This window comes from Paraplanobispora takensis (assembly GCF_016863195.1).
Classification (GTDB): domain Bacteria; phylum Actinomycetota; class Actinomycetes; order Streptosporangiales; family Streptosporangiaceae; genus Planobispora; species Planobispora takensis.
On sequence record NZ_BOOK01000021.1, the window covers coordinates 40,431 to 63,052 of the forward strand.

Genomic DNA, 22,622 nt, shown 5'->3' on the forward strand with positions numbered 1-22,622 from the left:
TGTCTTCACTGGCCTACGTAACCCCTCGCCGAGTAGGGAAGCGGCGCAAACAATTTGAGCACATCCTTTATGTCACTACGAATGGGGTAGATATCTACAAATCACCCTGAAAGGGATTTAAGCCGACAAAAAGCCCCAGATTTCTAGGCTGGCCGGAACGAGTCCCTCGCCTCCGGAGCCTGATGCTTGATCATCAGATGGCGCGTCACCGAGTACTCCTGCACGGCCTCCTGGCTCATGTCCTTGCCGAACCCGCTGCCCTTGACCCCGCCGTGCGGGGCCTCGGAGGCGATCGGCAGGTGGTCGTTGACCCAGGTCACGCCCACGTCGAGGCGGTGGGAGACGCGCAGCGCCCTGGCCACGTCCCGGGACCAGACCGAGGAGGCCAGACCGTAGGGGGTGTCGTTGGCCAGCCGTACCGCCTCGTCCTCCCCGTCGAAGGGCAGGGTCACCAGCACCGGGCCGAACAGCTCGCCCTGGACGATCTCGCTGTCCTGACGGGCCCCGTCGACCAGCGTCGGCGGGTAGAAGAAGCCGGGGCCCTCCACCGGGGCGCCGCCGCACAGCACCGCGGCGCCCGCGGCCTTCGCCCGCTCGACGAAGCCGTGCACCCGATCCCGGTGACCGGCCGAGATCAGCGGGCCGATGTCGGTCTGCGGATCCCAGGGGTCGCCGGCCCCGATCCCCGCCAGCGTGGCGTGAAGCGCTTCGACGGCCTCGCCGTACACCTCCCGGGCGATGTAGACCCGGGTGGCGGCGGTGCAGTCCTGGCCGGTGTTGTAGGTCGCGCCCATCGCCACGCCCCTGGCCATCCCGGCCAGGTCCGCGTCGCCGAAGACCAGCGCCGGAGCCTTGCCGCCGAGCTCCAGGTGGACCCGCTTGAGGGAGCCGGCGGCCCCGCGCATGACGGCGCGGCCGGTCTCGGTGGAGCCGGTGACGCTGACCATGTCCACGCCCGGGTCGGTCACCAGCGCCTGGCCCACTCCGGCGTCGCCGAGCACGACCTGCAGCAGCCCCTCGGGCGCCCCGGCGCGGGCGAACAGCTCGGCCAGCCGCAGCGTGGTGCCCGGCGTCTGCGGCGCCGGCTTGATCACCACGGCGTTGCCCGCGGCGAGCGCGGGGCCGACCTTCCAGACCGCCATCACGAGCGGGAAGTTCCACGGGGCGATCGAGGCGACCACGCCCACCGGGCGGCGGACCAGCACGGAGGTGTAGCCGGAGCTGAACACCCCCGCCCCGGTGCCGTCCAGCGAGCGGGCCGCCCCGGCGAAGAACCGGAGGTTGTCGACGGCGAAGGGCAGCTCGCCGTCGCGGAAGACCGCCGCGGGCTTGCCCGTCTCGCACACCTCCAGCCGGGTCAGCTCCTCGGCGTCGGCCTCGACGAGGTCGGCCAGGCGCAGCAGCACCCGGGCCCGCTCGGCCGGGGTCGCCGCGCTCCACTCCTCGAACGCCGCCCGCGCCCGCCGTACGGCCTGCGCCACCTCGGAGACCGGGGTCTCGGCCGCCTCCGGGAGAGGCTCGCCCGTCGCCGGATTGATCAACTTGCCCATGGAACGTCCCTACTCGCTTTTTCGGAAAACCTCAGGCGCCGGCCTGCTCGATGAGGTCGGCGGCCCTGCGCAGCCCGTCGCGGCGGCGGATCTCCTCGCCGGCGGCGGCCAGGCGCGCGCGCAGCTCGGTGTCGCCCAGCAGCCGCTCCAGCGCGCCGGTCAGCTCCTCGTCGGTGAAGCCGTAGGTGGACAGGCGCACGCCGTAGCCCAGCTCGTGCACGCGCTGGGCGTTGTCGTACTGGTCCCAGAACAGCGGCAGCAGGATCATCGGCTTGCCGAAGTGCAGCGCCTCGGTGGTGGTGTTGTTGCCGCCGTGCGTGATGACCAGGTCCACCAGCGGCAGGATCTTCGTCTGCGGGACGGTCTCGGCGCCCCACATGTTGCCGGCGAGCTTGATCTCCTCGTGCAGCGGGCCCTTGGAGACGATGAAGCGGTACGGGGTGGTGCCCAGCACGTCGATCACCCGCTGCATCAGCTCCACGTCGGCCGAGCCGAGCGAGCCGAGCGAGAAGTAGATCAGCGGGCTGTCGCCCCGCAGCGACTCCGGCACCTCGAACTCCTGGTCGGTCTCGCGGACCGAGGAGTCCAGGCGGTGCCAGTTCGCGCCCAGCGGGCGGGCGTCGACGTAGTCGGCGATCTCCGGATAGACGTACAGGTTCAGGTCGCCCTCGTGGATGAAGTCCAGCTCGGGCAGGGGCGCGGTGCCCTGGGCCACGCACCACTCGTTGAAGGCGGTCCAGATCTCACGGTGGGTGCGGTCGTACTCGGCGCGGAAGGCGTCCCACTCGGAGCGGTCGTCGGCCGGCAGGCCGGAGAAGACCGGGGCCACGTTCTCGCCGCGGACCTCCAGCGGGTTGCAGGAGACGATTCGCACGAAAGGCTTGCCAGCAGTCAGAAGGGCCGGGAACGTGATGACGTTGTCCTCGACGATGACGTCCGGCCGAACCCGCTCGATAATCTTCTTGAGCTGCGGTTCGCAGTACTTCACGCCGTCGATGAGCGCGTCCCAGATCGGCTTGGTCACCGTCTCCAGCTGCTCGGTGGTCGACTTGCGATATTCCGGCGCGGTGTCCCGGATGAAGTCCTTCCAGAACTGCCCGGCGTCCTGCTCCTCCTCCGACGGAGGAGCCAGATCGACCAGATCCTCCTCGAAACCGAGCGCCTCCAGCTTCCCCTTCCAGGACGCCTCGGCGGCGAAGACGACGCGGTGACCGCGCTTGCGGAGAATGTCGCCGATGCCGATGCAGTTGTTCGTCGGCCCGTAGGCGCTCTCCGGCATGAACAGGATAGTGAGGGGCATCCTGACTCCAGGTCTGGCAACTTGTTTTTGAATACGGGTTTAAATCTTGATCTAGCGGAAATGTCATCGAGCGGTCACTATGGACCCCGGCATAAATCGTCAGTAGGGACGGACGGGGGAATATGACGCGCAAGAGCCGGACGGACCGGCGCGTGGATCTCATCGATGCGGCACGCCGCGCCATCATCAGGCACGGCACCGAGGGTGTGGGACTCAACCACGTCGCCGAGGAGGCGGGACTGACCTCCGGCGCCGTGCTCTACCACTACCCCAACCTCGGCGAACTGCTGGTGGACGCCCACCACGCGGGCATGGAGCGCTTCTACGAACTGCGGCTCAAGCGCATCAGCGGCATGCGCGACCCGGTGGAGAAGCTCGTCGTGACCATCCGCTCCGGGCTGCCGCACGGCCCGGACGATCCGGACGTGCGGCTGCTCAACGAGCTGGGCGGCGCCGCGGCCCGCAACCGCATGTACGCGCTGCTGCTCACCACGCTCTACGATCGGCAGGTCGCCATGTACCAGAGCATTCTGGAGACCGGCGGCGCGCTGGGGACCTTCACGCTGACCGACGACTCTCTGGTCATCGCGCGCAACCTGGTCGCGCTCGAGGATGCGTACGGTTACCGCATAACGGCCCGCCACCCGGTTATCGGCCCTGACGAGGCGGTCGACCTCATCCTCGCCTACGCCCGGACGGCCACGGGCAACCCGCTGAAGACGTCTCATTGAGGCACCAGGACCCCGTCCCCCGCCGCCCACGACAGGTTCACCTGCGCACCGGCCCGGATCGGCGTGGCCCCCTGGGTGGCCGCCAGGACCGGCTCCGCGCGGCCCGGCACGGCGACCGAGACGTGCGACACGCCGCCGTAGAAGCTCACGTCGGCGACCTCGCCCTTCAGCACCCCTTCCCCGTCCCGCCCGCCGTCCAGCCGCAGCCGCTCGGGCCGTACGGCCAGCAGCGCCGGAGTGCCGTCGGGCAGGTCGGAGGAGCCGGGCAGCACCCCGAGGCCGTCTGAGGCCAGGCCGACCGAGCACGCCCGCCCGGAGAAGATGTTGTTGGCCCCCACGAACCCCGCGACGAACGGGGTGCGCGGCCGCTCGTAGAGCGCCACCGGCGCGTCCACCTGCTCGACCCGGCCCGCGCTGAAGACCGCGATCCGGTCGGCCAGCGACATGGCCTCCTCCTGGTCGTGGGTGACCACGACGAAGGTGATGCCGACCTCGTGCTGCAGCCGCTTGAGCTCCAGCTGCATCTCCGCGCGCACCTTCTTGTCCAGGGCCGACAGCGGCTCGTCCAGCAGCAGCAGCCGCGGCCGCTTGACGATCGCGCGGGCCAGCGCGACCCGCTGGCGCTGGCCGCCGGACAGCTGCTGCGGCCGGCGCCCGGCCATCGCGGACAGGCCCACCTTCTCCAGCACCTCGGCGACCCGCGAGCGGACCTCCGCCTTCGGCAGCTTCTCGCGCTCCAGGCCGTAGGCGACGTTCCTTGCCACGGTCATGTGCGGGAACAGCGCGTAGGACTGGAACATCAGGTTGACCGGGCGGCGGTGCGCGGGGCGGCCCAGCAGGTCCTCCCCGTCGAGGGTGACGGCCCCGGAGTCCGGCGACTCGAACCCGGCCAGGATGCGCAGGAGCGTGGTCTTGCCGCAGCCGCTGGGGCCCAGAAGCGCGAAGAACTCGCCCTGGCGGATCTCCAGGGAGACGTCCGCCAGCGCCGTGACGTCGCCGAAGCGGCGGCTGACACCAGTGATCTGCAGCATCAGGAAAGGGACTCCGTCAGTCGGGTCATCCGCTGGGCCACGATCACCACGGTGAAGCTCACGGCCAGCAGCAGCGTGGCCAGCGCGTTGATCTCGGGGGTGACCCCGAAACGGACCATTGAGTAGATGACGATGGGCAGGGTCGGCTCCGTCGGCGCCGCGGTGAAGAACGCGATGACGAACTCGTCGACGGACAGGGTGAAGGCCAGCAGGGCGCCGGCGGCGATCCCGGGAGCCAGCTGGGGCAGCGTGATCCGCAGGAAGGTCGTCACCGGACCGGCTCCCAGGTCCCGCGAGGCCTCCTCCAGGGAGGTGTCGGCGTGGGTGAGCCGGGTGCGGACCACCGCGGCCACGAACGCCATGCCGAACACCGTGTGCGCCAGCAGCACCGAGTGCAGGCCGAGGGTCATCTTGATCATTCCGTAGAAGACCAGCAGCCCGATGGCCAGCACGAGGTCGGGCAGTACGGCCGGCAGCACGCTGACCGCGTCCAGCAGCTTGGACCTGCTGTGGCGGGCCATGCCCACGGCCAGGAGCGTGCCCAGCACGGTCGCCAGGACCGTGGCGCCCAGGGCGACGACCAGGGTGTTGACCAGTCCGTGGCGGATCTCGGCGTTGCCGGCCAGCTCGCCGTACCACTTCAGGCTGAAGCCCTCGAAGGAGTACGGCGAGTCGCCGGAGTTGAACGACATGAAGACCAGTACCGCGATGGGCGCGTACAGGAAGAGGTAGGTCGCCCAGAACGGGACGTACAGCAGGCGGGGTCTACGCACGGCGGGCACTCCAGGCCTGCAGGAGCAGCAGGACGACCAGCACGGCGATCAGCGCCAGCGCGAGCGTCGAGCCGAACGGCCAGTCGCGCGCCTTGAGGAACTGGTCCCTGATCAGGTTGCCGACCATGATCGAACGGCCGCCGCCGAGCAGCTCGGGGATGATGAAGTTGCCGAAGCTCGGCACGAAGACGAACAGGCACCCGGTGACCACGCCCGGCAGGGTCAGCGGCAGCGTGACCGAGACGAACGTGCGGGCGGGCCGGGCGCCGAGGTTGGCCGAGGCCTCCCGGAGCTGCGGGTCGAGCTTCTCGATCGCGGCGTACAGCGGCAGCACCATCAACGGCAGGTAGGAGTAGACCAGGCCGGTGACGATCGTGCCCTGGTTGTACAGGAACTCGAACGGGCCCAGCCCCAGCTCCCCGAGCGTGGAGTTGACCAGCCCGGGACCGCTGAGCAGCACGATCCAGGCGTAGATCCGGACCAGGAAGTTCGTCCAGAACGGCAGCACGATCGCGACCAGCGCGACCGTCTTCCACTTCCGGGGGAGCATCGCGATCAGGTACGCCGTCGGGTATCCCACCAGCAGCGCGATCACCGTGGCGATCGTGGCCAGCCGCAGCGAGCCCAGGATGACGTCGAGATAGAGGGGGTCGAACAACCGGGTGAAGTTCTCCCCGGTCGCCTCGTAGACGACCCCGCCGAACCGGCCCCTGCGGAACAGCGTGTAGCTCAGGACCAGCGCCAGCGGGATCAGCAGCAGAACGATCAGATAGGTCAGGCCGGGACCGAGGAAGACCAAGCGTCCCAGCGCACGCGACCGGCGCGACCGCGATGCCGCGGCCGCGCCGGAGACGGTGGAACGTGTCACTGTTGCGCCGCGACCTCGGTCGCCAGGCGGGTGAACTTCTGCGAGTCCTCGCCCAGGTCGATGATCGACTCACCCTGGAGCAGCTGCGCCGGGGTCATCTGCAGCGACGGCGTCTTGGCCTTCAGGTCGGCGTCGACGATGTCCATCGCGGCCTTGTTGGGCACGCTGTACAGGATGTTCGAGGCGGCCCAGCCGTGGACCTGCGGGTCCAGGATGTAGTTGATGAACGCGTGCGCGGCCTCCTTGTTCTTGGAGGACTTCAGCACGACCATCGTGTCCACCCAGAGGTCGCTGCCCTCCTTGGGGACCACGAAGTCGATGTTCTTCTCACCGGCCGGGCACCAGCCGTCCCACGCCTCGACCATCACGGCCTCGCCCTTCTTCAGGCGCTCGCCGAAGGTCGTGTCGTCGTAGGCCAGCAGGTTCGCCTTGGCCGCCAGGAGCTTCTCCTTGACCTTGGCGATCTCCTCGTCGCTGCGGGTGTTGACCGAGTAGCCGAGCGCCTTGATGGCGGGCAGGGCCAGCCAGCGCTCGGTGGTCATCATGGTGACCTTCTTCTTGGCCTCGGCCGGCGGGTCGAGCAGGTCGTTCCAGCTCGTCGGCGGCGTCTTCAGCAGGTCGGTGCGGTAGCAGATGCCGGTCGTGCCCCAGGTGTAGGGGACGGAGAAGACGTTGCCCTTGTCGTAGGAGAGCTCCTTGGCCTCGGGGAACAGGTTGGCCAGGTTCGGCACCAGCTCGGGGTGGATCGGCTCCAGCAGCCCGGCCTCGTTGAGGGCCTGGGCGTACTGGCCGGAGACGAAGGCCACGTCGAGACCGGTGTCGGTGCCCGAGGTGAGCTTGCCCATGATCGTCTCGTTGGTGTCGTGCAGGGTCACCTTCAGCTCGGTCTTGAGCTTCTCCTTGACCTGCTGCGGCAGCTCCTTGGGCGTGTAACCGTCCCAGACCGAGATCGTGACACTCTGCTTGGAAAGGTCCGCGTTGGGGTCGAGCTGGGCGGACGATGCGCTGGCGGCGGGCGCGGCGGTGTCGGCGGCCTCTCCGCCACAAGCCGAGACCGCGAGCGCGAGACCGGCGACCAGAGCGGCAGCCGGAAGACGACGGCTGTACCGGGAACGGGACACGGCCGCTACTCCTTCAAAATTCAGATTTATGGAGCGGTCCGGCGATAAGGACACGACAGACCAAAGCAGGAGTGTTGCAGGCAACATCAACATCGGCAACACTTTTCATGACATCGTCACATTGGAAGTTTGATCTGCCTGTTGAACCGATCTTCAATATGGGAGCGGCTCGCCACCGTCCCCCGCGCCGGCGACGGACGGACCGTCGACCTCCTGATGGCCCTGACCTCGGAGATCCCTCCGCCGTACGTCGTACGGCGCTTCCACCCGCTCCCCGAGACGCCCCCAGGAGCCGCTGAACGGGGCTTCGATGTGGATCAGACGAATCATTCCGTCGTCGTCGGCGAGAGCGTGGTCGTCAAGTGGCTCACCCCGCCCGCCCCGCTCCCCCAGCCGACCCCCGAGGCGTTCGCCCACCTGACCGCGGTGGGCTTCACCGCCACGGCGGCGCCGTACGCGGCGATCTCCCGCGACGGGGAGCTCCTGGCGCTGGTGACCGCCTACCTGCCGGACGCCCGCGACGGCTGGGAGTGGTGCGTGGACGAGGCCGCCGCCGGCCGCACCGCCTTCGCCGCCGACCTGGGCCTGCTCGCCGCCGACCTGCACGCCGCCCTGGCCACCCCGTCCCCGGCCTTCCCCGACCCGGTACGGCTCTCGCCCGCCTCGCCGGGCCCGTGGCCCGGCCGCGCCCGGACCGCGCTGCGCGAGGCGCTGGAGCTGACCGACGGCGAGGACGGCCGGTGGCTGGCCGCCCGCGCGGACCGCGTGGAGCGCGACTTCCACGCCCTGGAGGATCCCGGCGCGACCCCGCTGATCCGCATCCACGGCGACCTGCACGTCGGCCAGATCCTCAGGTGGCGGGACGGGTACGCGGTGATCGACTTCGACGGCAACCCGACGGTCTCCGACACCGACCGCCACCAGCCGGCCGCCCGCGACCTCGCCCAGCTCACCACCAGCCTGGAGCACGCCGGCCAGGTCGCCGTCAGACGCCGGGACGCCGACCCCGCCGCGGTCGGGCGCTGGGCGGCCGAGGCGGTCGGCTCGCTGGAGGACGCCTACAGACGGCGCCTGCGCGAGCGCGGTCACGCGGACCTGCTCCACGACGGGCTGCTGCGGGCCTTCGCCGTCGAGCAGGAGTGCCGCGAGCTCATCTACGCCGCCAGGCATCTGCCACGCTGGCGGTACGCGCCCATGGGCGTGCTGCGGTCCTGGTATGCCTGAGAGACACAACCGAGAGACACGACCGCACCCCCGACCCGAAGGAGCGCATGTGAACGCCGAGCTGTATCTCGCCGACCTGGAGGCCAAACCGGCCGCCCTGGCCGAGCTCGCCGACGCGTTGGAGGCCGCCGACCCGTTCGAGCCGGTCCCGGACGGCATCCGGCGGGTGGTCTTCCTCGGCATGGGCAGCTCCCGCTACGCGGCCCGGGTCGCCGCGCTCCACCTGCGGGCCGCCGGCTTCGACGCGGTCGCGGAGTACGCCTCCGCCACGGTCTCCTATCCCGCGACCCCGGACACCCTGGTCGTCGCCATCTCCGCCACCGGCGGCAGCCGGGAGACCCTGGACGCGGTGGCCCGCTATCGCGACCGGGCCCCGGTGCTGGCCATGACCAACCGGCCCGGCTCGCCCATCGCCGAGAACGCCGACCTGGTGGTCCCGATGCTCGCCGGCGAGGAACACGGCGGGGTGGCCTGCCGTACGTTCCAGCACACGATCGCCCTGCTGATGTCCCTGCGCAACCGCCTGACCCGCACCGACACGGACGTGCCCGCGCTGCTGTACCGCGCCGCGGAGGCGACGTCGGACCTGCTGGACCGGCGCGGCGAGTGGCTGGAGTCCGCGTCGGACCTGCTCGACGGCCCGGACGGCGTCTACACGCTCGCCCCCGCCGAGCGGCTGTCCTCGGCCGAGCAGTCGGCCCTGATGGTCCGCGAGGGCCCCCGCCGGGCGGCCACCGCCTGCGAGACGGGCGACTGGTCCCACGTCGACGTCTACCTCACCAAGACCCTCGACTACCGCGCCCTGGTGTTCCCCGGTTCCCCCTACGACGACCAGGCCATGGACTGGATCCGCCAGCGCGGTTCCACCGTCCTGACCGTCGGCGGAGACCTTCCCGGGGCCAAGTCCGCCATCCGCTACCGCCACGACCACGACCCCGACGTCTCCCTGCTGACCGAGACCCTGGTGGCCGAACTCATCGCCGCCCGCTGGTGGCTCGCCGGGTAGGCGCCGGGTACGGCGCAGATTCAGACCGAGGCACCGGCGCCGGTACGGCGAGACCGTGAACGGCGGCACTCGGCGCCGCATGTACGGCGAGCAGGCCGGGGTGGGCGGGGTCGGGGGTGTTCGATAGCGGGGTGCGCGCTGGAGGCATGGTCGTGCTGTGAGGGCGGCTGAAGCGAGGTGCGGGGCCGTTCAGGGCTGCTCGCCGTAGCCTTGCGGCTTTGCCTGCGGGAAGGAGCTCAGGGCTGATCGCCGTAGCTCGCGCCCGGGGTCCGGATCAGTCGTCCCACAAGGCGGGGTCCGGCCACTTGCTCCTGCGGTCGGAGTCGGTCAGCGGCCGATGGTGCGTGACGGCGATCAGAGCACCCGAGGCATCGAAGCCTCGGAACTCGGCGCTGTCGTCGACGTGGCGGATCGGGTGGGGCACGGTGACCAGGCCGCCGGGTGGAACGGGGACGTCGATGGCCTCTCCGGCATAGCGCACCTGCACGGCGGCCACCTGCCGCGTGGCCATCACCGTCAGGTCGGTCACCCACTCGGTGTCGGGCTTGTCGAGCCGGGCCGACAGATCTCTCAGGTGGTTGCCGCGCCAGGTGGGCAGCGGCTCATCGGGCCGGTGCAGCACCCACTCCGGCATGCCGCCTCCTCCCGAGGTGGGAGGCGGGTACTGCCACTGCCCGGCCGGGGAGCGCACCACCAGATAGGTGTCGTCGTAGAGTTCGCCGTCTTCGCGATCGCGGAACAGCACGACCAGCGACCCGTAGCGGCCCCACCGGCCCGCCGCGGCGATCGCGGCCGAGCCGGGCGGGAGGGTCGCCGGAAGGGGCGGCGGGCCGTGGTCGAGGGCGTCGAACGCATCCTCCTCATCGACGAGCCGATAGGACTCGTCAGAGATCTCCCACTCCGCAGGCGCCATGTGTCTCAGCGTAACGACGCCCAGGTCACGCCTTCAGGGATGTGGCGCCTCCCGCCGTCGACGTGTTCCGTGTTCGCCGATCAGCCCTGGGCTCCTTCCCGCACGATGGCTTCAGCTACGGCGGTCCGCCGTGAACGGCCCCGCGTCTGCGCTTCAGCCGCCCACCGCCCTCTGGTCGTCCGGGAAAGGGCCGCGCCATACGGTCCGCATGGGTACGGCGGTGCGCGAGGAGTGCGGAGCGGGCGGGTGTGGAGGCCGGCGTGTAGAAGGACCGCACTCCGTGCGCCCGCCAGGCCTCAGGCCTGATGAACGAGACATCGGCTGAGACGGCCGGCCGGAACAGCTGCCCGCACGGCACGACCATGTCTCCCACCACGGCCGGGAGCGTTTCGGCAAGGGCGACGACCTCTCCCCGGCAGGGAAGGCCGCCCGGCGTCACAGGCGGCGGAGGCCGCTGAGGACGCGTTCCAGGAGGCCGAGGTCGGGACCGCGTTCCTGGATCTGGGGGTGGTAGATCCGGACCAGGCCCTCGGACTCCATGTCGGAGATCAGGACTCGGGCGACGCCCAGGGGGATGCCGAGGAGGGCGGAGACCTCGGCGACCGAGCGGACTTGGCGGCACAGCTGGCTGATCGCGCGGTATTCGCGGGTGAAGGACATGCCGAGCGTGCCGGAGGTCGCCGAGGAGACGAGGGCCTCCATGGCGAGCTGGCTGCGCGGAGCGGTCCTGCCGCCGGTGACGGCGTACATCCGCACCAGCGAGCTCTCCTCTTCCTGCGGCGGTCCTCCGTAAGGCGGGCCGTAGCCGTCGGCCCCGCCCCGGGGGTCGTTCCAGTGGGGACCTGTCATGGCTCAGCTCTCCCGGTTCGGGAGTTCGTTGCGCGCCCGGCGCACGCCCTGCTGGAAACTCGCCATACGGCTGCGCACCCGTTCGGGGGAGACCGGTGTCGCCGGCGGCGGCTGGGGCGGGCTCGGAGAGGAGGGCTCGGCCGGGTTCGCGGGCGTCACCGAACCGGGGACCAGGTTCGCCTTGGGGGTGCGCCGGGGCAGGCCGGAGGAGGTCACGGCGCCGTAGACCGGCTCGCTCGCGGCCTGGGCCGCCTGCCAGCCGCTGTCCGCCGGGGACGCCCACTGCTCCGGTGCCGGCGACGACACCTCGTCCGGAGCGCCGTCACCGGAGGGCTCCTGCGTCGCGGCCTTCGTCCGGTCGATCGTACGGAACCATCCCGACTCGACCGAGGCGAAGATCGGAAGGTACTCGTCCTCGGTGTCCAGCGCCGAGGTCTCCACCGTGGGAAGCGCGCCGCTCACGGCCGGCTCTCCGGGGGTCGGGAGGCTGTCGACCGGTGCCGGCTCCTCGACGGACCGCTTCGTGAAGCGGTCGAACGGTCCGGTCTCCTCCGCGGGATTGACCGCGAAGCGTTCGAGCGAGCCGGGTCCGTCGGTGGAGTTCAGCGCGAAGCGGTCGAAGGGTCCGGGTGAGACGGGTCCGGGCGGGATGGGCCCGGGCGGGATGGGTCCGGGCGGGACGAAGGGCGGGTTCCCCGGAGGGCCGGAGCGTTCCGGCGAGTTCCATACGCTGGGCCCGGTCGCCCCGGGCGGCCTGCCCTGCGGTGGTACGGCTCCCGCAGGGGAGGCGGACGCGGGCGCCCCCGGGGGGAAGGACGGAGCCGCCGGAGGCGGGGGGAAGGGCGGGCCGGCGGGTCCCGGAGGGAACGCGCCGGCGGAGCCGGTGGACAACGGGGGGAAGGCGGGCATGCCGGCGGGCGGGGTGGGCCCGGTGCCGTCCGCCGCTCTCTGGAACGGCGGCGTGTCCGCGAAGGCGCCCCGTTCCCGGGAAGGTCCGGGGCCGCCGGGGAAGGGCGGGGTGGGGGTCCCGAAGACGGCAGGCTGCCCCCCGGCGAAGGACGGGTCGGCGCCCGGGAAAGGCGGCTGCGCCCCGGGGGGGAACGGCGGATCGGTGCTCCCGAAGGGAGACTGCGCCCCGGCGAAGGACGGCTCCGCACCCGCGAAAGACGACTGCGCTCCGGCGAAGGACGGGTCCGCGCCGGCGAAAGGCGACTGCGGTCCGGGAGGGAACGAGTGGCCGGGGAGGGTGGCGATGAGGCTCTCGGGGAGCAGGACCATCGCGGTCAGGCCGCCGGTCTCCTGGGGGCGGAGCTGGACCCGGATGCCGTGTTTGAAGGCCAGGCGGCCGACCACGAACAGGCCCATGCGGCGGGCCGCGGCGGCGTCGGCGGCCTGGGGGCCGGCCAGGCGGGCGTTGGCCTGGGTGAGTTCTTCGAGGGTCATGCCGATGCCCTGGTCGCTCACCCCGATCATCACTCCGCCGCCGTCGATCCGGCTGCTGGACACCACGACCTTGGTCTCCCCCGGCGAGAACGCGACCGCGTTCTCCACCAGCTCGGCGAGCAGGTGGACCACGTCGCTCACCGCCGGGCCCGCCACGGCCACCTCCGAGTGGATCCGGGTGACCACGCGGTCGTAGTTCTCCACCTCCGACAGCGCGGCCCGGACGATGTCCATGACCTCGACCGGCTGCCGCCAGCGCCGTGCGACCTCCTGGCCGGCGAGGACGAGCAGGTTCTCGGAGTTGCGGCGCATGCGGGTGGCCAGGTGGTCGAGCTTGAACAGGTCGGCCAGCCGGTTGTCGTCGCGTTCTCCGCGTTCCAGCCGCTCGACCAGGCTGAGCTGGCGTTCCACCAGCGTCTGGCTGCGGCGGGAGAGGTTGACGAACATCGCGTTGACCGTGTTGCGCAGCTTGGCCTCGTCACCGGCCAGCCGTACGGCCTCCCGGTGGACCTCGTCGAAGGCCCGCGCCACCTCGCCGATCTCGTCGCGGGACACGATCCCGATCGGCGGCACGTCCACCTCGAACTCTCCGTCGCGCGTCTCGCGCACCCGCTGGACGTACGACGGCAACCGCTCGCCGGCCACCTCCAGCGCCTCGGTGCGCAGTCGCCGCAGCGGCCGTACCAGCGAGCGCGCCACTCCGGTGGTGATCAGCAGTACGGCCAGCAGCAGGGCGGCGACCGCCCCGATGACCAGCAGGGCGCGATTCTGCTCGGCGTCGCCGAGCGCCCCGCTGCGCGCGACGATCCCCTGGGCGTGCCGCTGCTCGACGGCGCGCGTCCGGTCGATCGTCACCGACACCGCGTCGAACCACTGCCGGGCGTCGTCGCTCTCGGCCTGGTCCAGCCCCTTGAGCGGGGCACCCGAGGCGGCGCGCAGCAGGACCAGCTCCCGCAGGAAGTCGGCCCGGTCGGCGCTGCGGCCGTTGACGGTCTCGTCGAAGAAGCGCCGGTCGGCGGTGCCGGCCTCGGCGGCGAAGGACTTGCGGCCGTTGCGCTCGGAGGAGAGCGCGCCGAGGAACTTCTCCATCTGGTCCTGTTCGAACCGGCCGGCCACCAGCACCACCGAGAGCAGGGCCCGCTGCTGCGACAGGCTCTCCTTGGCACGGGCGAGCGCGGTCAGCGTGAGCGCCTGGCCGAACAGCAGGTCGTCGTCGCTGCCCTTGCCGAGCTCGTCGTGCAGGGACAACAGGTCCTCCACCACGAGGGTGTAGGCGTCGACGGCGGCGTCGGGCAGCAGGTTGGTCTCCAGCGCCTGCCGGCGCAGCGGCGTCAGGTCGTCCAGCCGGGTGAGCGCGGCCTCGACCTCGTCACCGGTGCGGCCGGTCAGCTCGCCCCGCAGCAGGGCGCCGCCCTCGCGGACGCGCTCGGCCGCGGTGTCGACCGCGTCCCTCTGGTCGTTGATCCCCTTGAGCCCGCGTTCAGGACGGCCCAGGGCGATGAACCAGGCGGTGCGGTCGCGTTCTTCGGCCAGTTCGTGCGTGAGCGCGCCGATGTCGTCGGAGAGCCGGGCCAGGTCGTTGACCCTCTGGTAGTCGGCGGCGGCGTTCATCGAGGCGATCACCTGGATGCCGCCGAGCAGCACCGCCGCGGCCGTCGGGACCAGGATGAGCGCGACCAGCCTGGAGCGCACCCGCCAGTTGCGCAGCCGAAGACCGCTCCCTGCGTCACCGGCTCTTTCTGTACTCACCGGACGCTGCCTCTCGGTGGATGACCCTCGCTGACCGAATTAGCCGCGCTTCACGGCAATTCGAGCACACTTCAACCCGTGAAGGCCACCGACCATAGCCACACAAATGGCCACTCATGAGACAAGTGAGGCGAGAACCTGGAGCTCCATTTAAAGGTTGAATGTTCAATTTCGGGCGACCCATACCGCATTTAGTGGACAAAGCACACAAATGGGTGTTTGCACCGTTCCATAACGATACTCCGACGTAACACATCGGGACCGCGACGGTCTCTTGAAGATCACAGCATTGTGATTCCGGATATTTCCGCTTTATCGTTCCCCGTGCGCCCGTAACCTCACTGCATCCGAGCGCTGAGCTTTGGAGGAGACAGTGACCTCACCCGACGGCGTCGCGATCGAGGTTCGCAGCCTGTGGAAGATCTTCGGGCCACGGGCGGAACGCGTGCTGGGCGGTCCCGACGCCGAACTCGATCCGGGCGAACTCCGCGCGAAGACCGGATGCGTCGCCGCCGTCAGGGACGTGAGCTTCACGGTACGGCCCGGCGAGGTGTTCGTGGTGATGGGCCTTTCCGGCAGCGGGAAGTCCACCCTGGTCCGCTGCCTGACCCGGCTGGTCGAGCCGACCGCCGGAGAGATCGCGATCTCCGGCGAGGACGTGCGCGCCGCCTCCCCCGCCCAGCTGCGGGACCTGCGCCGCAACCGGGTCAGCATGGTCTTCCAGCACTTCGGACTGCTGCCGCACCGCAAGGTCGTCGACAACGTGGCCTACGGGCTGGAGGTCCAGGGCGTCCCGCGCCGGCAGCGGCACGAGCGGGCCCGGGCGATCCTGTCCCTGGTCGGCCTGGACGGCTTCGCCGAGGCCAGGCCCGACCAGCTGTCCGGCGGCATGCAGCAGCGGGTCGGCCTGGCCAGGGCCCTGGCCGCCGACCCCGAGGTGCTGCTGTTCGACGAGCCGTTCAGCGCGCTCGACCCCCTGATCCGCCGGGACATGCAGGCCGAGGTCGTCCGCCTGCACCGCGAGGTGGGCAAGACCATGCTCTTCATCACCCACGACCTGTCGGAGGCGCTCAAGCTGGGCGAGCGCATCGCGATCATGAGGGCGGGCTCGATCGTCCAGCTCGGCACCCCGGAGGAGCTGGTCGGCGCTCCCGCCGACGACTACGTGGCCGACTTCGTCAGGGACGTGCCCAGGAGCGAGGTCCTGTCGCTGCGCTGGATCTGCCGCTCCCCCGCCGACGACGAGCACCTCGACGGCCCCGCGCTCCCGGCGGGGACGATCATCCGTGACGCGGTCCCCGCCGCGATGGAGTCCGCCCGGCCGATCCGGGTCGTCGAGGGCGACGAGCTGCTCGGCGTGGTGGACCGCCTCGACATCCTCACCGCCATGTCCGGGCGCGCCGGGACCGGGTCATGACGTCCCAGGCACCCCCGGCCGCGCCCGTGCAGGCGGTACCGCCCGCCGCCCCCCGCGCCGCCGTACGGCCGCCGCGCTGGGTGGTCCCGGTCGCCGGGATCGTCGCGGCGGTCGCCGTCTACCTGGCCTTCCGCGGCGCCGCGACCCTGCCGCACGACGACGACGCCGCCCCGTTCCGGTTCGTCAACGACGTACGGGCTTGGGTGGACGCCAACCGCAACCAGAGCCCGGTCTTCCTGTTCTTCGTCAACTACGTCCGGCTGTTCATCGGCGGCCTCTACGACACCTTCCTGCTGGCGTTGCAGGCCCCGGGCTGGGCGGGCCTGATCGGGATCGCGGCCGCGCTCGGCTGGCTGGCGGGCGGGTGGCGGATCGGGCTGCTGTCCGCGCTCGGGTTCGCCTCGTTCGGGGTCCTCGGGCTGTGGGAGGCGAGCGTGGCCACGCTCGCGCTGGTGCTGACGGCGGTGCTGCTCTCGCTGGTCATAGGCCTGCCGCTGGGGATCTGGGCGGGGCACTCCCCGCGCCTGCGCCGCCTGCTCTCCCCCGTCCTGGACGTCATGCAGATCATGCCGACGTTCGCCTATCTGGCGCCGATGGTGCTGTTCTTCCAGATCGGTCCCGCCTCGGGTGCGGTCGCCACGCTGATCTACTCCATCCCGCCCGCGATCCGCATCGCCGCGCTCGCGATGGAGCAGGTCTCGCCCACCGCCGTCGAGGCGTCCGTCTCCCTGGGCGCGACCCGGCGGCAGACCCTGTTCAAGGTCGAGCTGCCGATGGCACGTGCCACTCTCGGCCTGGCCGTCAACCAGACCATCATGATGGCGCTGTCCATGGTGGTGATCGCGGCGCTGATCGCCGCACCGGGGCTGGGATCGGACATCATCCGGGGGCTGACGCGGGCCAACGTCGGCCTGATGCTCCCGGCGGGGATCGCCATCGTGATCATGGCGATCGTGCTCGACCGGATGACGATGTCCGCCGCCGCGCGCCCGCCGTACCCCGTCACCGGCGGACGTGCCCGGATCGGTCCCCGCCTGCGGTGGGCGGTGGCGGCCGTGCTCGTCGCGGCCGGTCTCGCGCTGGGCCGGGTCCTGCCCGCGGAGTTCCCCGAGGAGTGGGTGCTCCGCTTCGCCGCACCGGTGAACGAGGCCGTGAACTGGGCCAAGTTCTCCTGGTACGGCGTCACCGACGCGATCAGGAACCTCACCACGGAGGTGTTGCTCAACCCGCTGCAGGCCGTGCTCACCGGCGCGCCCTGGTGGCTCGTCACGGCGGTCGCGATCGCGGTGGCGTGGCGGACCGGCGGTCTGCGGACCGCCGTCGTGGCCGCGGGCTGCCTGTCGGCCGTCGCCCTGATCGGCCTGTGGCAGCACACGATGGAGACGCTCACCACCGTCCTGGTGGCGGTGGCGCTCACCCTGCTCATCGGGCTGCTGCTCGGCGTCGCCGCGGCCCGTTCCCCCCGGTTCGCCGCTGTGCAGCGGCCGCTGCTCGACGCCGCGCAGACCATGCCCGCCTTCGTCTACCTGCTCCCCGCGCTGGCCCTGTTCGGCGCGACCCGCTTCACCGCCATCTTCGCCTCGGTGATCTACGCGGTGCCGCCGGTCATCCGCCTGGTCGAGGACGGGATCAGGAACGTGTCCCCGGCCGCGGTCGAGGCCGCGCTCTCCTGCGGCTCCACAGAGCGGCAGCTGCTGTGGAAGGTACGGCTGCCGCTGGCCCGGCCGGCGATCCGGCTGGCCGCCAACCAGGGCATCGTCATGACGCTCGCCATGGTCGTGGTCGGCGGGCTGGTCGGCGCGGGCGGCCTGGGCTACGACGTCGTCTCCGGGTTCTCCCAGCGCACCGACTTCGGCATGGGCTTCGCCGCCGGCGTGGCCACGGTGCTGCTCGGGATCCTGCTCGACCGGATCACGCAGGGCGCCGACCGGCGCCCCTCCCCCCGCACGTCCGATCGCACGACCACGCGAAAGAAGAGGATCGCATGAGGATCGCATCCCGGATCCGCCTGCTCGCCGGCCTGCTCACCGTGGGGCTGGCCGCCGCCGGTTGCGGCGGCGCCACGGTGGACACCGGAACCAGCTCGGCACAGCCGTCCGCCGGCGCCGGATCGTCGGCGCCCGCGGCGGGCGGCACCGTGAAGATCGCCATCAACCCGTGGGCCGGCTACGAGGCCAGCGCCGCGGTGATCGCCCACCTGCTGGAGGACAAGCTCGGCTACACGGTGGAGAAGAAGGAGCTCGCCGAGCAGGTCTCCTGGGAGGGCTTCGAGAACGGCGACGTCGACGTCATCGTGGAGAACTGGGGCCACGAGGACCTGAAGAAGTCCTTCATCGAGGAGAAGAAGGTCGCCCTCGAGGCGGGCTCCACCGGCAACAAGGGCGTCATCGGCTGGTACATCCCCAAGTGGATGGCCGACAAGTACCCCGACATCACCGACTACAAGAACCTCAACAAGTACGCCGGCCTGTTCAAGACCTCCGAGTCCGGCGACAAGGGCCAGCTGCTGTTCGGCGACCCCTCCTACGTGAGCAACGAGGAGGCGCTGATCAAGAACCTGAAGCTGAACTACAAGGTCGTGGTGGGCGGCAGCGAGGCGGCCCTGATCGAGTCGGCCACCCAGGCCCAGCAGCAGAAGAAGCCGCTGCTGTTCTACTTCTGGGACCCGCACTGGCTGTTCAACCGGGTCGAGCTGACCCGGATCAACCTGCCCCCGTACACCGAGGGCTGCGACGCCGATCCCAAGAAGGTCGCCTGCGACTACGCCGAGCTCGACCTCGACAAGATCGTGAGCAAGAGGTTCGCCGACACCGGCGGCAAGGCCTACGAGCTGGTCAAGAACTTCAAGTGGACCAACGAGGACCAGAACTCGGTGGCCAACGACATCACCAACAACGGCATGTCCGCCGAGGAGGCGGCCAAGAAGTGGGTCGACGCCAACCCCACGGTGTGGGCGGCGTGGATCCCGAAGTGACCTGACCCGGCCCGGCGGGCGGCCGTGCCCCCGCCGGGCCCGTTCTCCGGAGGCCGCGCGGCCCTGCCACGACCGTGCCGGGGCCTCCGTCTGGAGGTACCTGATGAGACGTGGCACGAAAATCGCCGCGGGCGTCGCGGCACTCCTGCTCCTGTCCTCGTGCAGCGCGCAGGAACCCGTCCCGCGGCAGACCGGCGGCACCGTGCGGATCGCCGTCAACCCGTGGGTCGGCTACGAGGCCAGCGCCGCCGTACTCGGCCGGTTGCTGCAGGACGAGCTCGGCTACCGGGTGGAGACGGTGGAGCTCGACGAGGCCAAGTCCTGGGAGGGCTTCGAGAAGGGCACCGTGGACGTCATCGTCGAGAACTGGGGGCGCGAGGCGGAGAAGAAGACCTACATCGAGGAGAAGAAGGTCGCGGTCTCCGCCGGGAGGAACGGCAACAAAGGGATCATCGGCTGGTACGTTCCCCAGTGGATGGTGGAGAAATATCCAGACATAACCGACTGGCGGAACCTCAATAAATACGCCTCCCTGTTCCGGACCGACAAAACCGGGGATTTAGGTCAGGTCCTCGACGGCGACCCGACCTATGTCACCAACGACGAGGCGCTGGTGCGCAATCTCGAACTCGACTACAAGGTGATCTACTCGGGCAGCGAGGACGCGCTGATAAAGGCCGCCAAGCGCGCCACGGAAAAGCGCGAGCCGCTGCTCATGTACTTCTACGAGCCGCAGTGGCTGTTCACCCAGCTCAAGCTCGCCAAGATCAATCTCCCGCCCTACTCGATCGGCTGCGACGCCGACGCCGAGAAGGTCACCTGCGACTATCCGCCCTACCTGCTCGACAAGATCGTGAGCAGGAGGTTCGCCGACACCGGCGGCAAGGCCTACGAGCTGGTGCGCAACTTCGCCTGGACGAACGACAACCAGAACACCGTCGCCAACGACATCACCAACAACGGGCTCAGCGCCGACCAGGCGGCCCGCAAGTGGATCGACGCCAACGAGATCATCTGGAAGGACTGGGTACCCAGTTGAGCTACGACTACGTCATCGTCGGCGGCGGATCCGCCGGCTCCGTCCTGGCCAACCGGCTGAGCGCCGACCCCTCGGTGCGCGTGCTGGTGCTGGAGGCGGGCCGGCCCGACTACCGGTGGGACGTGTTCATCCACATGCCGGCGGCGCTGATGTTCCCCATCGGCAACCGGTTCTACGACTGGAAGTACGAGTCGGAGCCCGAGCCGCACATGAACGGCCGCCGCGTCTACCACGCCCGCGGCAAGGTGCTCGGCGGATCGAGCAGCATCAACGGCATGATCTTCCAGCGCGGCAACCCCCTGGACTACGAGCGGTGGGCGGCCGACCCGGGCATGCGGGAGTGGGACCACGCCCACTGCCTGCCGTACTTCAAGCGCATGGAGAACTGCCTGGCCGATCCCGGCACCCCCTTCCGCGGCCACGACGGGCCGCTGCGGCTGGAGCGGGGCCCGGCCGACGGGCCGCTGTTCGAGGCGTTCTTCGCCGCGGTGCAGCAGGCCGGCCACCCCCTCACCGACGACGTGAACGGCTTCCGCCAGGAGGGCTTCGCCGCCTTCGACCGCACCCTGCACCGGGGCCGCCGGCTCAGCGCCGCCCGCGCCTACCTGCACCCGGTGATGGGCCGCCCCAACCTCACCGTGCGGACCCGCACGTACGTCTCGAAGATCATCTTCCATGGGAGGCGGGCGGTCGGGGTCGAGTTCGACGGCAAGCGGGTGCGCGCCGGAGAGGTCATCCTGTGCGGCGGCGCGATCAACTCCCCGCAGTTGCTGCAGCTGTCCGGCGTCGGCGACGCGGACATGCTCAAGAGGCTCGGGATCGAGGTCGTGCACCACCTGCCGGGGGTGGGCGAGAACCTCCAGGACCACCTGGAGGTCTACGTCCAGCACGCCTGCGTCCGGCCCGTCTCCATGGCGCCGTCGCTGGCGATGTGGCGGCGGCCCCTCATCGGCGCGGACTGGCTGTTCCGGCGCTCGGGACCGGGGGCGAGCAACCACTTCGAGGCCGGGGGGTTCATCCGCTCCAACGACGAGGCGGCCTACCCGAACCTGATGTTCCACTTCCTGCCGATCGCGATCCGCTACGACGGCTCGGCCCCCGCCTCCGGCCACGGCTACCAGGTCCACGTCGGGCCGATGTACTCCGACGCGCGCGGCAGCGTGCGGATCACCTCGGCCGACCCCCGCCGCAAGCCCGCCCTGCGGTTCAACTATCTGTCCACCGACCAGGACCGCCGCGAGTGGGTCGAGGCGGTCCGCAAGGCCAGGGAGATCCTCTCCCAGCCGGCCTTCGCCGAGCTCAGCGGCGGCGAGATCTCCCCCGGGCCCTCCGTGGAGACCGACGGGCAGATCCTCGACTGGGTCGCCCGCGACGGCGAGACCGCGCTGCACCCCTCGTGCACCTGCCGGATGGGCGTGGACGAGATGTCCGTCGTCGACCCGGCGACCATGCGGGTCCACGGCGTGGAGGGGCTGCGCGTGGTGGACGCCTCGGCCATGCCGTACGTCACCAACGGCAACATCTACGCCCCGGTGATGATGCTCGCCGAGAAGGCCGCCGACCTCGTCCGCGGCGACACCCCCCTGCCGCCCGAGCACGTGGAGTTCTACCGCCACACCGCCTGAGGGCGGGCATGCGATCTCCCGGTACGGCTCAGCGGAGCCGTACCGGGAGATCGCCGTACGTCAGGCCCGCCTCAGACCGACATGCCGTAGGCGGCGCGGACCCGCAGGACGTGCTCGACCAACGTGATCAGCGTGGACTTGACCGAGTCGCGGGAGCGGGCGTCCGTGCGCACGATGGGGACGTGCGGGGCCAGCGCCAGGGCCTCCCGCACCTCGTCCTCCGTGTGCGGGAACTGCCCGTCCCAGCCGTTGATGCCGACCACGAAGGGAAGCTTGGCCTCCTCGAAGTAGTCGATCGCCGGGAAGCCGTCGGCCAGGCGGCGGGTGTCGATCAGGACCACGGCGCCGATCGCGCCGCGGACCAGGTCGTCCCACATGAACCAGAACCGGTGCTGGCCCGGCGTGCCGAACAGGTACAGGATCAGGTCGCTGTCGAGCGAGAGGCGGCCGAAGTCCATGGCGACGGTGGTCGTCGCCTTGTTCGGCGTCAGGCCGAGGTCGTCGACCCCGGAGCTCGCCTCCGTCATGACCGCTTCCGTGGTCAGCGGGAGGATCTCGGACACGGCGCCCACGAATGTGGTCTTGCCGACGCCGAACCCGCCCGCGACGACGATCTTCGTCGACGTCAGGCCGCCGCGGTTAGAGCCTGCGAAGTCCACTGAGCACCCTTTCGAGCATGTTGAGATCCGGTTGTCCCTGGTCGAGGCGCGGCTGGTGGAGCCGGACGAGGCCCTCGTCGGCCATGTCCACCACCAGAACCCGGGCCACGCCGAGAGGGACCCTCAGCAACGCCGAGATCTCGGCGACCGACCGGAACGAACGGCAGAGCCTGATGATGGCATCCTGCTCGGGGGTGAGCAGGGCCAGCTCCTCGTCCATGATGGCCGAGGAGGAGACCAGTGTCTCCATCGCCAGGTGATAGCGCGGCTCGGCGCGACCGCCGGTGACCGCGTACGGACGGAACAGGGGCTCCTCGTCCCCGGTTCCGTCAGAGCCCAGCACGGCCCTC

Annotated in this window: 19 protein-coding genes; 8 read left to right on the top strand and 11 right to left on the bottom strand. The window is 70.5% G+C overall.

Features of this window, described 5'->3' with window-relative positions; translation table 11 throughout:
• Positions 1–143 precede the first annotated feature (143 nt).
• Together Pta02_RS15510 and Pta02_RS15515 are read right to left on the bottom strand one after the other, a co-directional pair.
• The gene (locus Pta02_RS15510) at positions 144–1,550 is read right to left on the bottom strand and encodes an aminobutyraldehyde dehydrogenase (RefSeq protein WP_203875516.1); all 1,407 of its coding nucleotides are present in this window, start codon (positions 1,548–1,550) and stop codon (positions 144–146) included.
• A gap of 31 nt (positions 1,551–1,581) precedes the next feature.
• Entirely contained in the window at positions 1,582–2,850 is a 1,269-nt protein-coding gene (locus tag Pta02_RS15515; RefSeq protein WP_203875517.1) for a glycosyltransferase, read from the bottom strand.
• A gap of 152 nt (positions 2,851–3,002) precedes the next feature.
• Between Pta02_RS15515 and Pta02_RS15520 the strand changes: the two genes are divergently transcribed.
• Positions 3,003–3,581 (top strand): TetR/AcrR family transcriptional regulator, encoded by a 579-nt coding sequence (locus Pta02_RS15520; protein WP_239130639.1) that lies wholly within the window; start codon positions 3,003–3,005, stop codon positions 3,579–3,581.
• On the opposite strand, the gene Pta02_RS15525 is transcribed toward Pta02_RS15520, so the two are convergent.
• The 4 genes from Pta02_RS15525 to Pta02_RS15540 form a co-directional block, all read right to left on the bottom strand.
• Positions 3,575–4,612, bottom strand: a complete 1,038-nt coding sequence (locus Pta02_RS15525) for an ABC transporter ATP-binding protein (protein WP_203875519.1) — start codon at positions 4,610–4,612, stop codon at positions 3,575–3,577. The two genes, Pta02_RS15520 and Pta02_RS15525, sit on opposite strands and share 7 nt — an antisense overlap.
• Positions 4,612–5,385 (bottom strand): ABC transporter permease, encoded by a 774-nt coding sequence (locus Pta02_RS15530; RefSeq protein ID WP_203875520.1) that lies wholly within the window; start codon positions 5,383–5,385, stop codon positions 4,612–4,614. Before Pta02_RS15530 ends, Pta02_RS15525 begins: the two co-directional genes overlap by 1 nt.
• Positions 5,378–6,184 (bottom strand): ABC transporter permease, encoded by an 807-nt coding sequence (locus tag Pta02_RS15535; protein ID WP_239130641.1) that lies wholly within the window; start codon positions 6,182–6,184, stop codon positions 5,378–5,380. The genes Pta02_RS15530 and Pta02_RS15535 overlap by 8 nt, the downstream gene beginning before the upstream one ends.
• A 65-nt stretch (positions 6,185–6,249) precedes the next feature.
• Complete coding sequence (locus Pta02_RS15540) at positions 6,250–7,374, bottom strand: polyamine ABC transporter substrate-binding protein (RefSeq protein ID WP_203875522.1); 1,125 nt, start codon at positions 7,372–7,374, stop codon at positions 6,250–6,252.
• A gap of 141 nt (positions 7,375–7,515) precedes the next feature.
• Here Pta02_RS15540 and Pta02_RS15545 point away from each other — a divergent pair, with 141 nt between their 5' ends.
• Positions 7,516–8,598: a hypothetical protein gene (locus tag Pta02_RS15545; protein ID WP_203875523.1), complete on the top strand. Its 1,083-nt coding sequence runs from the start codon at positions 7,516–7,518 to the stop codon at positions 8,596–8,598.
• Between the two features lie 49 nt (positions 8,599–8,647).
• A complete protein-coding gene (locus tag Pta02_RS15550; protein ID WP_203875524.1) occupies positions 8,648–9,604 on the top strand; it encodes an SIS domain-containing protein in 957 nt (318 codons plus the stop codon).
• Between the two features lie 274 nt (positions 9,605–9,878).
• Here the strand turns inward: Pta02_RS15550 and Pta02_RS15555 are convergent, their stop codons facing one another.
• From Pta02_RS15555 to Pta02_RS41220, 3 genes are all read right to left on the bottom strand, one after another.
• Positions 9,879–10,517, bottom strand: a complete 639-nt coding sequence (locus Pta02_RS15555) for a hypothetical protein (protein WP_203875525.1) — start codon at positions 10,515–10,517, stop codon at positions 9,879–9,881.
• Between the two features lie 435 nt (positions 10,518–10,952).
• Positions 10,953–11,366, bottom strand: a complete 414-nt coding sequence (locus tag Pta02_RS15560) for a DUF742 domain-containing protein (protein ID WP_203875526.1) — start codon at positions 11,364–11,366, stop codon at positions 10,953–10,955.
• Between the two features lie 3 nt (positions 11,367–11,369).
• Positions 11,370–14,558 carry a sensor histidine kinase gene (locus tag Pta02_RS41220; RefSeq protein WP_239130643.1) on the bottom strand — a complete coding sequence of 1,063 codons (3,189 nt, stop codon included), beginning with the start codon at positions 14,556–14,558 and terminating at the stop codon, positions 11,370–11,372.
• A gap of 373 nt (positions 14,559–14,931) precedes the next feature.
• Between Pta02_RS41220 and Pta02_RS15570 the strand changes: the two genes are divergently transcribed.
• From Pta02_RS15570 to betA, 5 genes are all read left to right on the top strand, one after another.
• A complete protein-coding gene (locus Pta02_RS15570) occupies positions 14,932–15,975 on the top strand; it encodes a quaternary amine ABC transporter ATP-binding protein (protein WP_239130644.1) in 1,044 nt (347 codons plus the stop codon).
• On the top strand, positions 15,972–17,963 hold the full coding sequence (locus Pta02_RS15575; protein WP_203875528.1) for an ABC transporter permease: 1,992 nt from the start codon (positions 15,972–15,974) through the stop codon (positions 17,961–17,963). The genes Pta02_RS15570 and Pta02_RS15575 overlap by 4 nt, the downstream gene beginning before the upstream one ends.
• Positions 17,960–18,949 carry an ABC transporter substrate-binding protein gene (locus Pta02_RS15580; RefSeq protein WP_203875529.1) on the top strand — a complete coding sequence of 330 codons (990 nt, stop codon included), beginning with the start codon at positions 17,960–17,962 and terminating at the stop codon, positions 18,947–18,949. The genes Pta02_RS15575 and Pta02_RS15580 overlap by 4 nt, the downstream gene beginning before the upstream one ends.
• A gap of 103 nt (positions 18,950–19,052) precedes the next feature.
• On the top strand, positions 19,053–19,988 hold the full coding sequence (locus Pta02_RS15585; protein ID WP_203875530.1) for an ABC transporter substrate-binding protein: 936 nt from the start codon (positions 19,053–19,055) through the stop codon (positions 19,986–19,988).
• Entirely contained in the window at positions 19,985–21,613 is a 1,629-nt protein-coding gene (gene betA, locus Pta02_RS15590) for a choline dehydrogenase (protein WP_203875531.1), read from the top strand. Before Pta02_RS15585 ends, betA begins: the two co-directional genes overlap by 4 nt.
• 71 nt (positions 21,614–21,684) lie before the next feature.
• On the opposite strand, the gene Pta02_RS15595 is transcribed toward betA, so the two are convergent.
• On the bottom strand, positions 21,685–22,272 hold the full coding sequence (locus Pta02_RS15595) for a GTP-binding protein (RefSeq protein ID WP_373872382.1): 588 nt from the start codon (positions 22,270–22,272) through the stop codon (positions 21,685–21,687).
• Positions 22,253–22,615, bottom strand: a complete 363-nt coding sequence (locus Pta02_RS15600; RefSeq protein WP_203875532.1) for a DUF742 domain-containing protein — start codon at positions 22,613–22,615, stop codon at positions 22,253–22,255. The genes Pta02_RS15595 and Pta02_RS15600 overlap by 20 nt, the downstream gene beginning before the upstream one ends.
• Positions 22,616–22,622 lie beyond the last annotated feature (7 nt).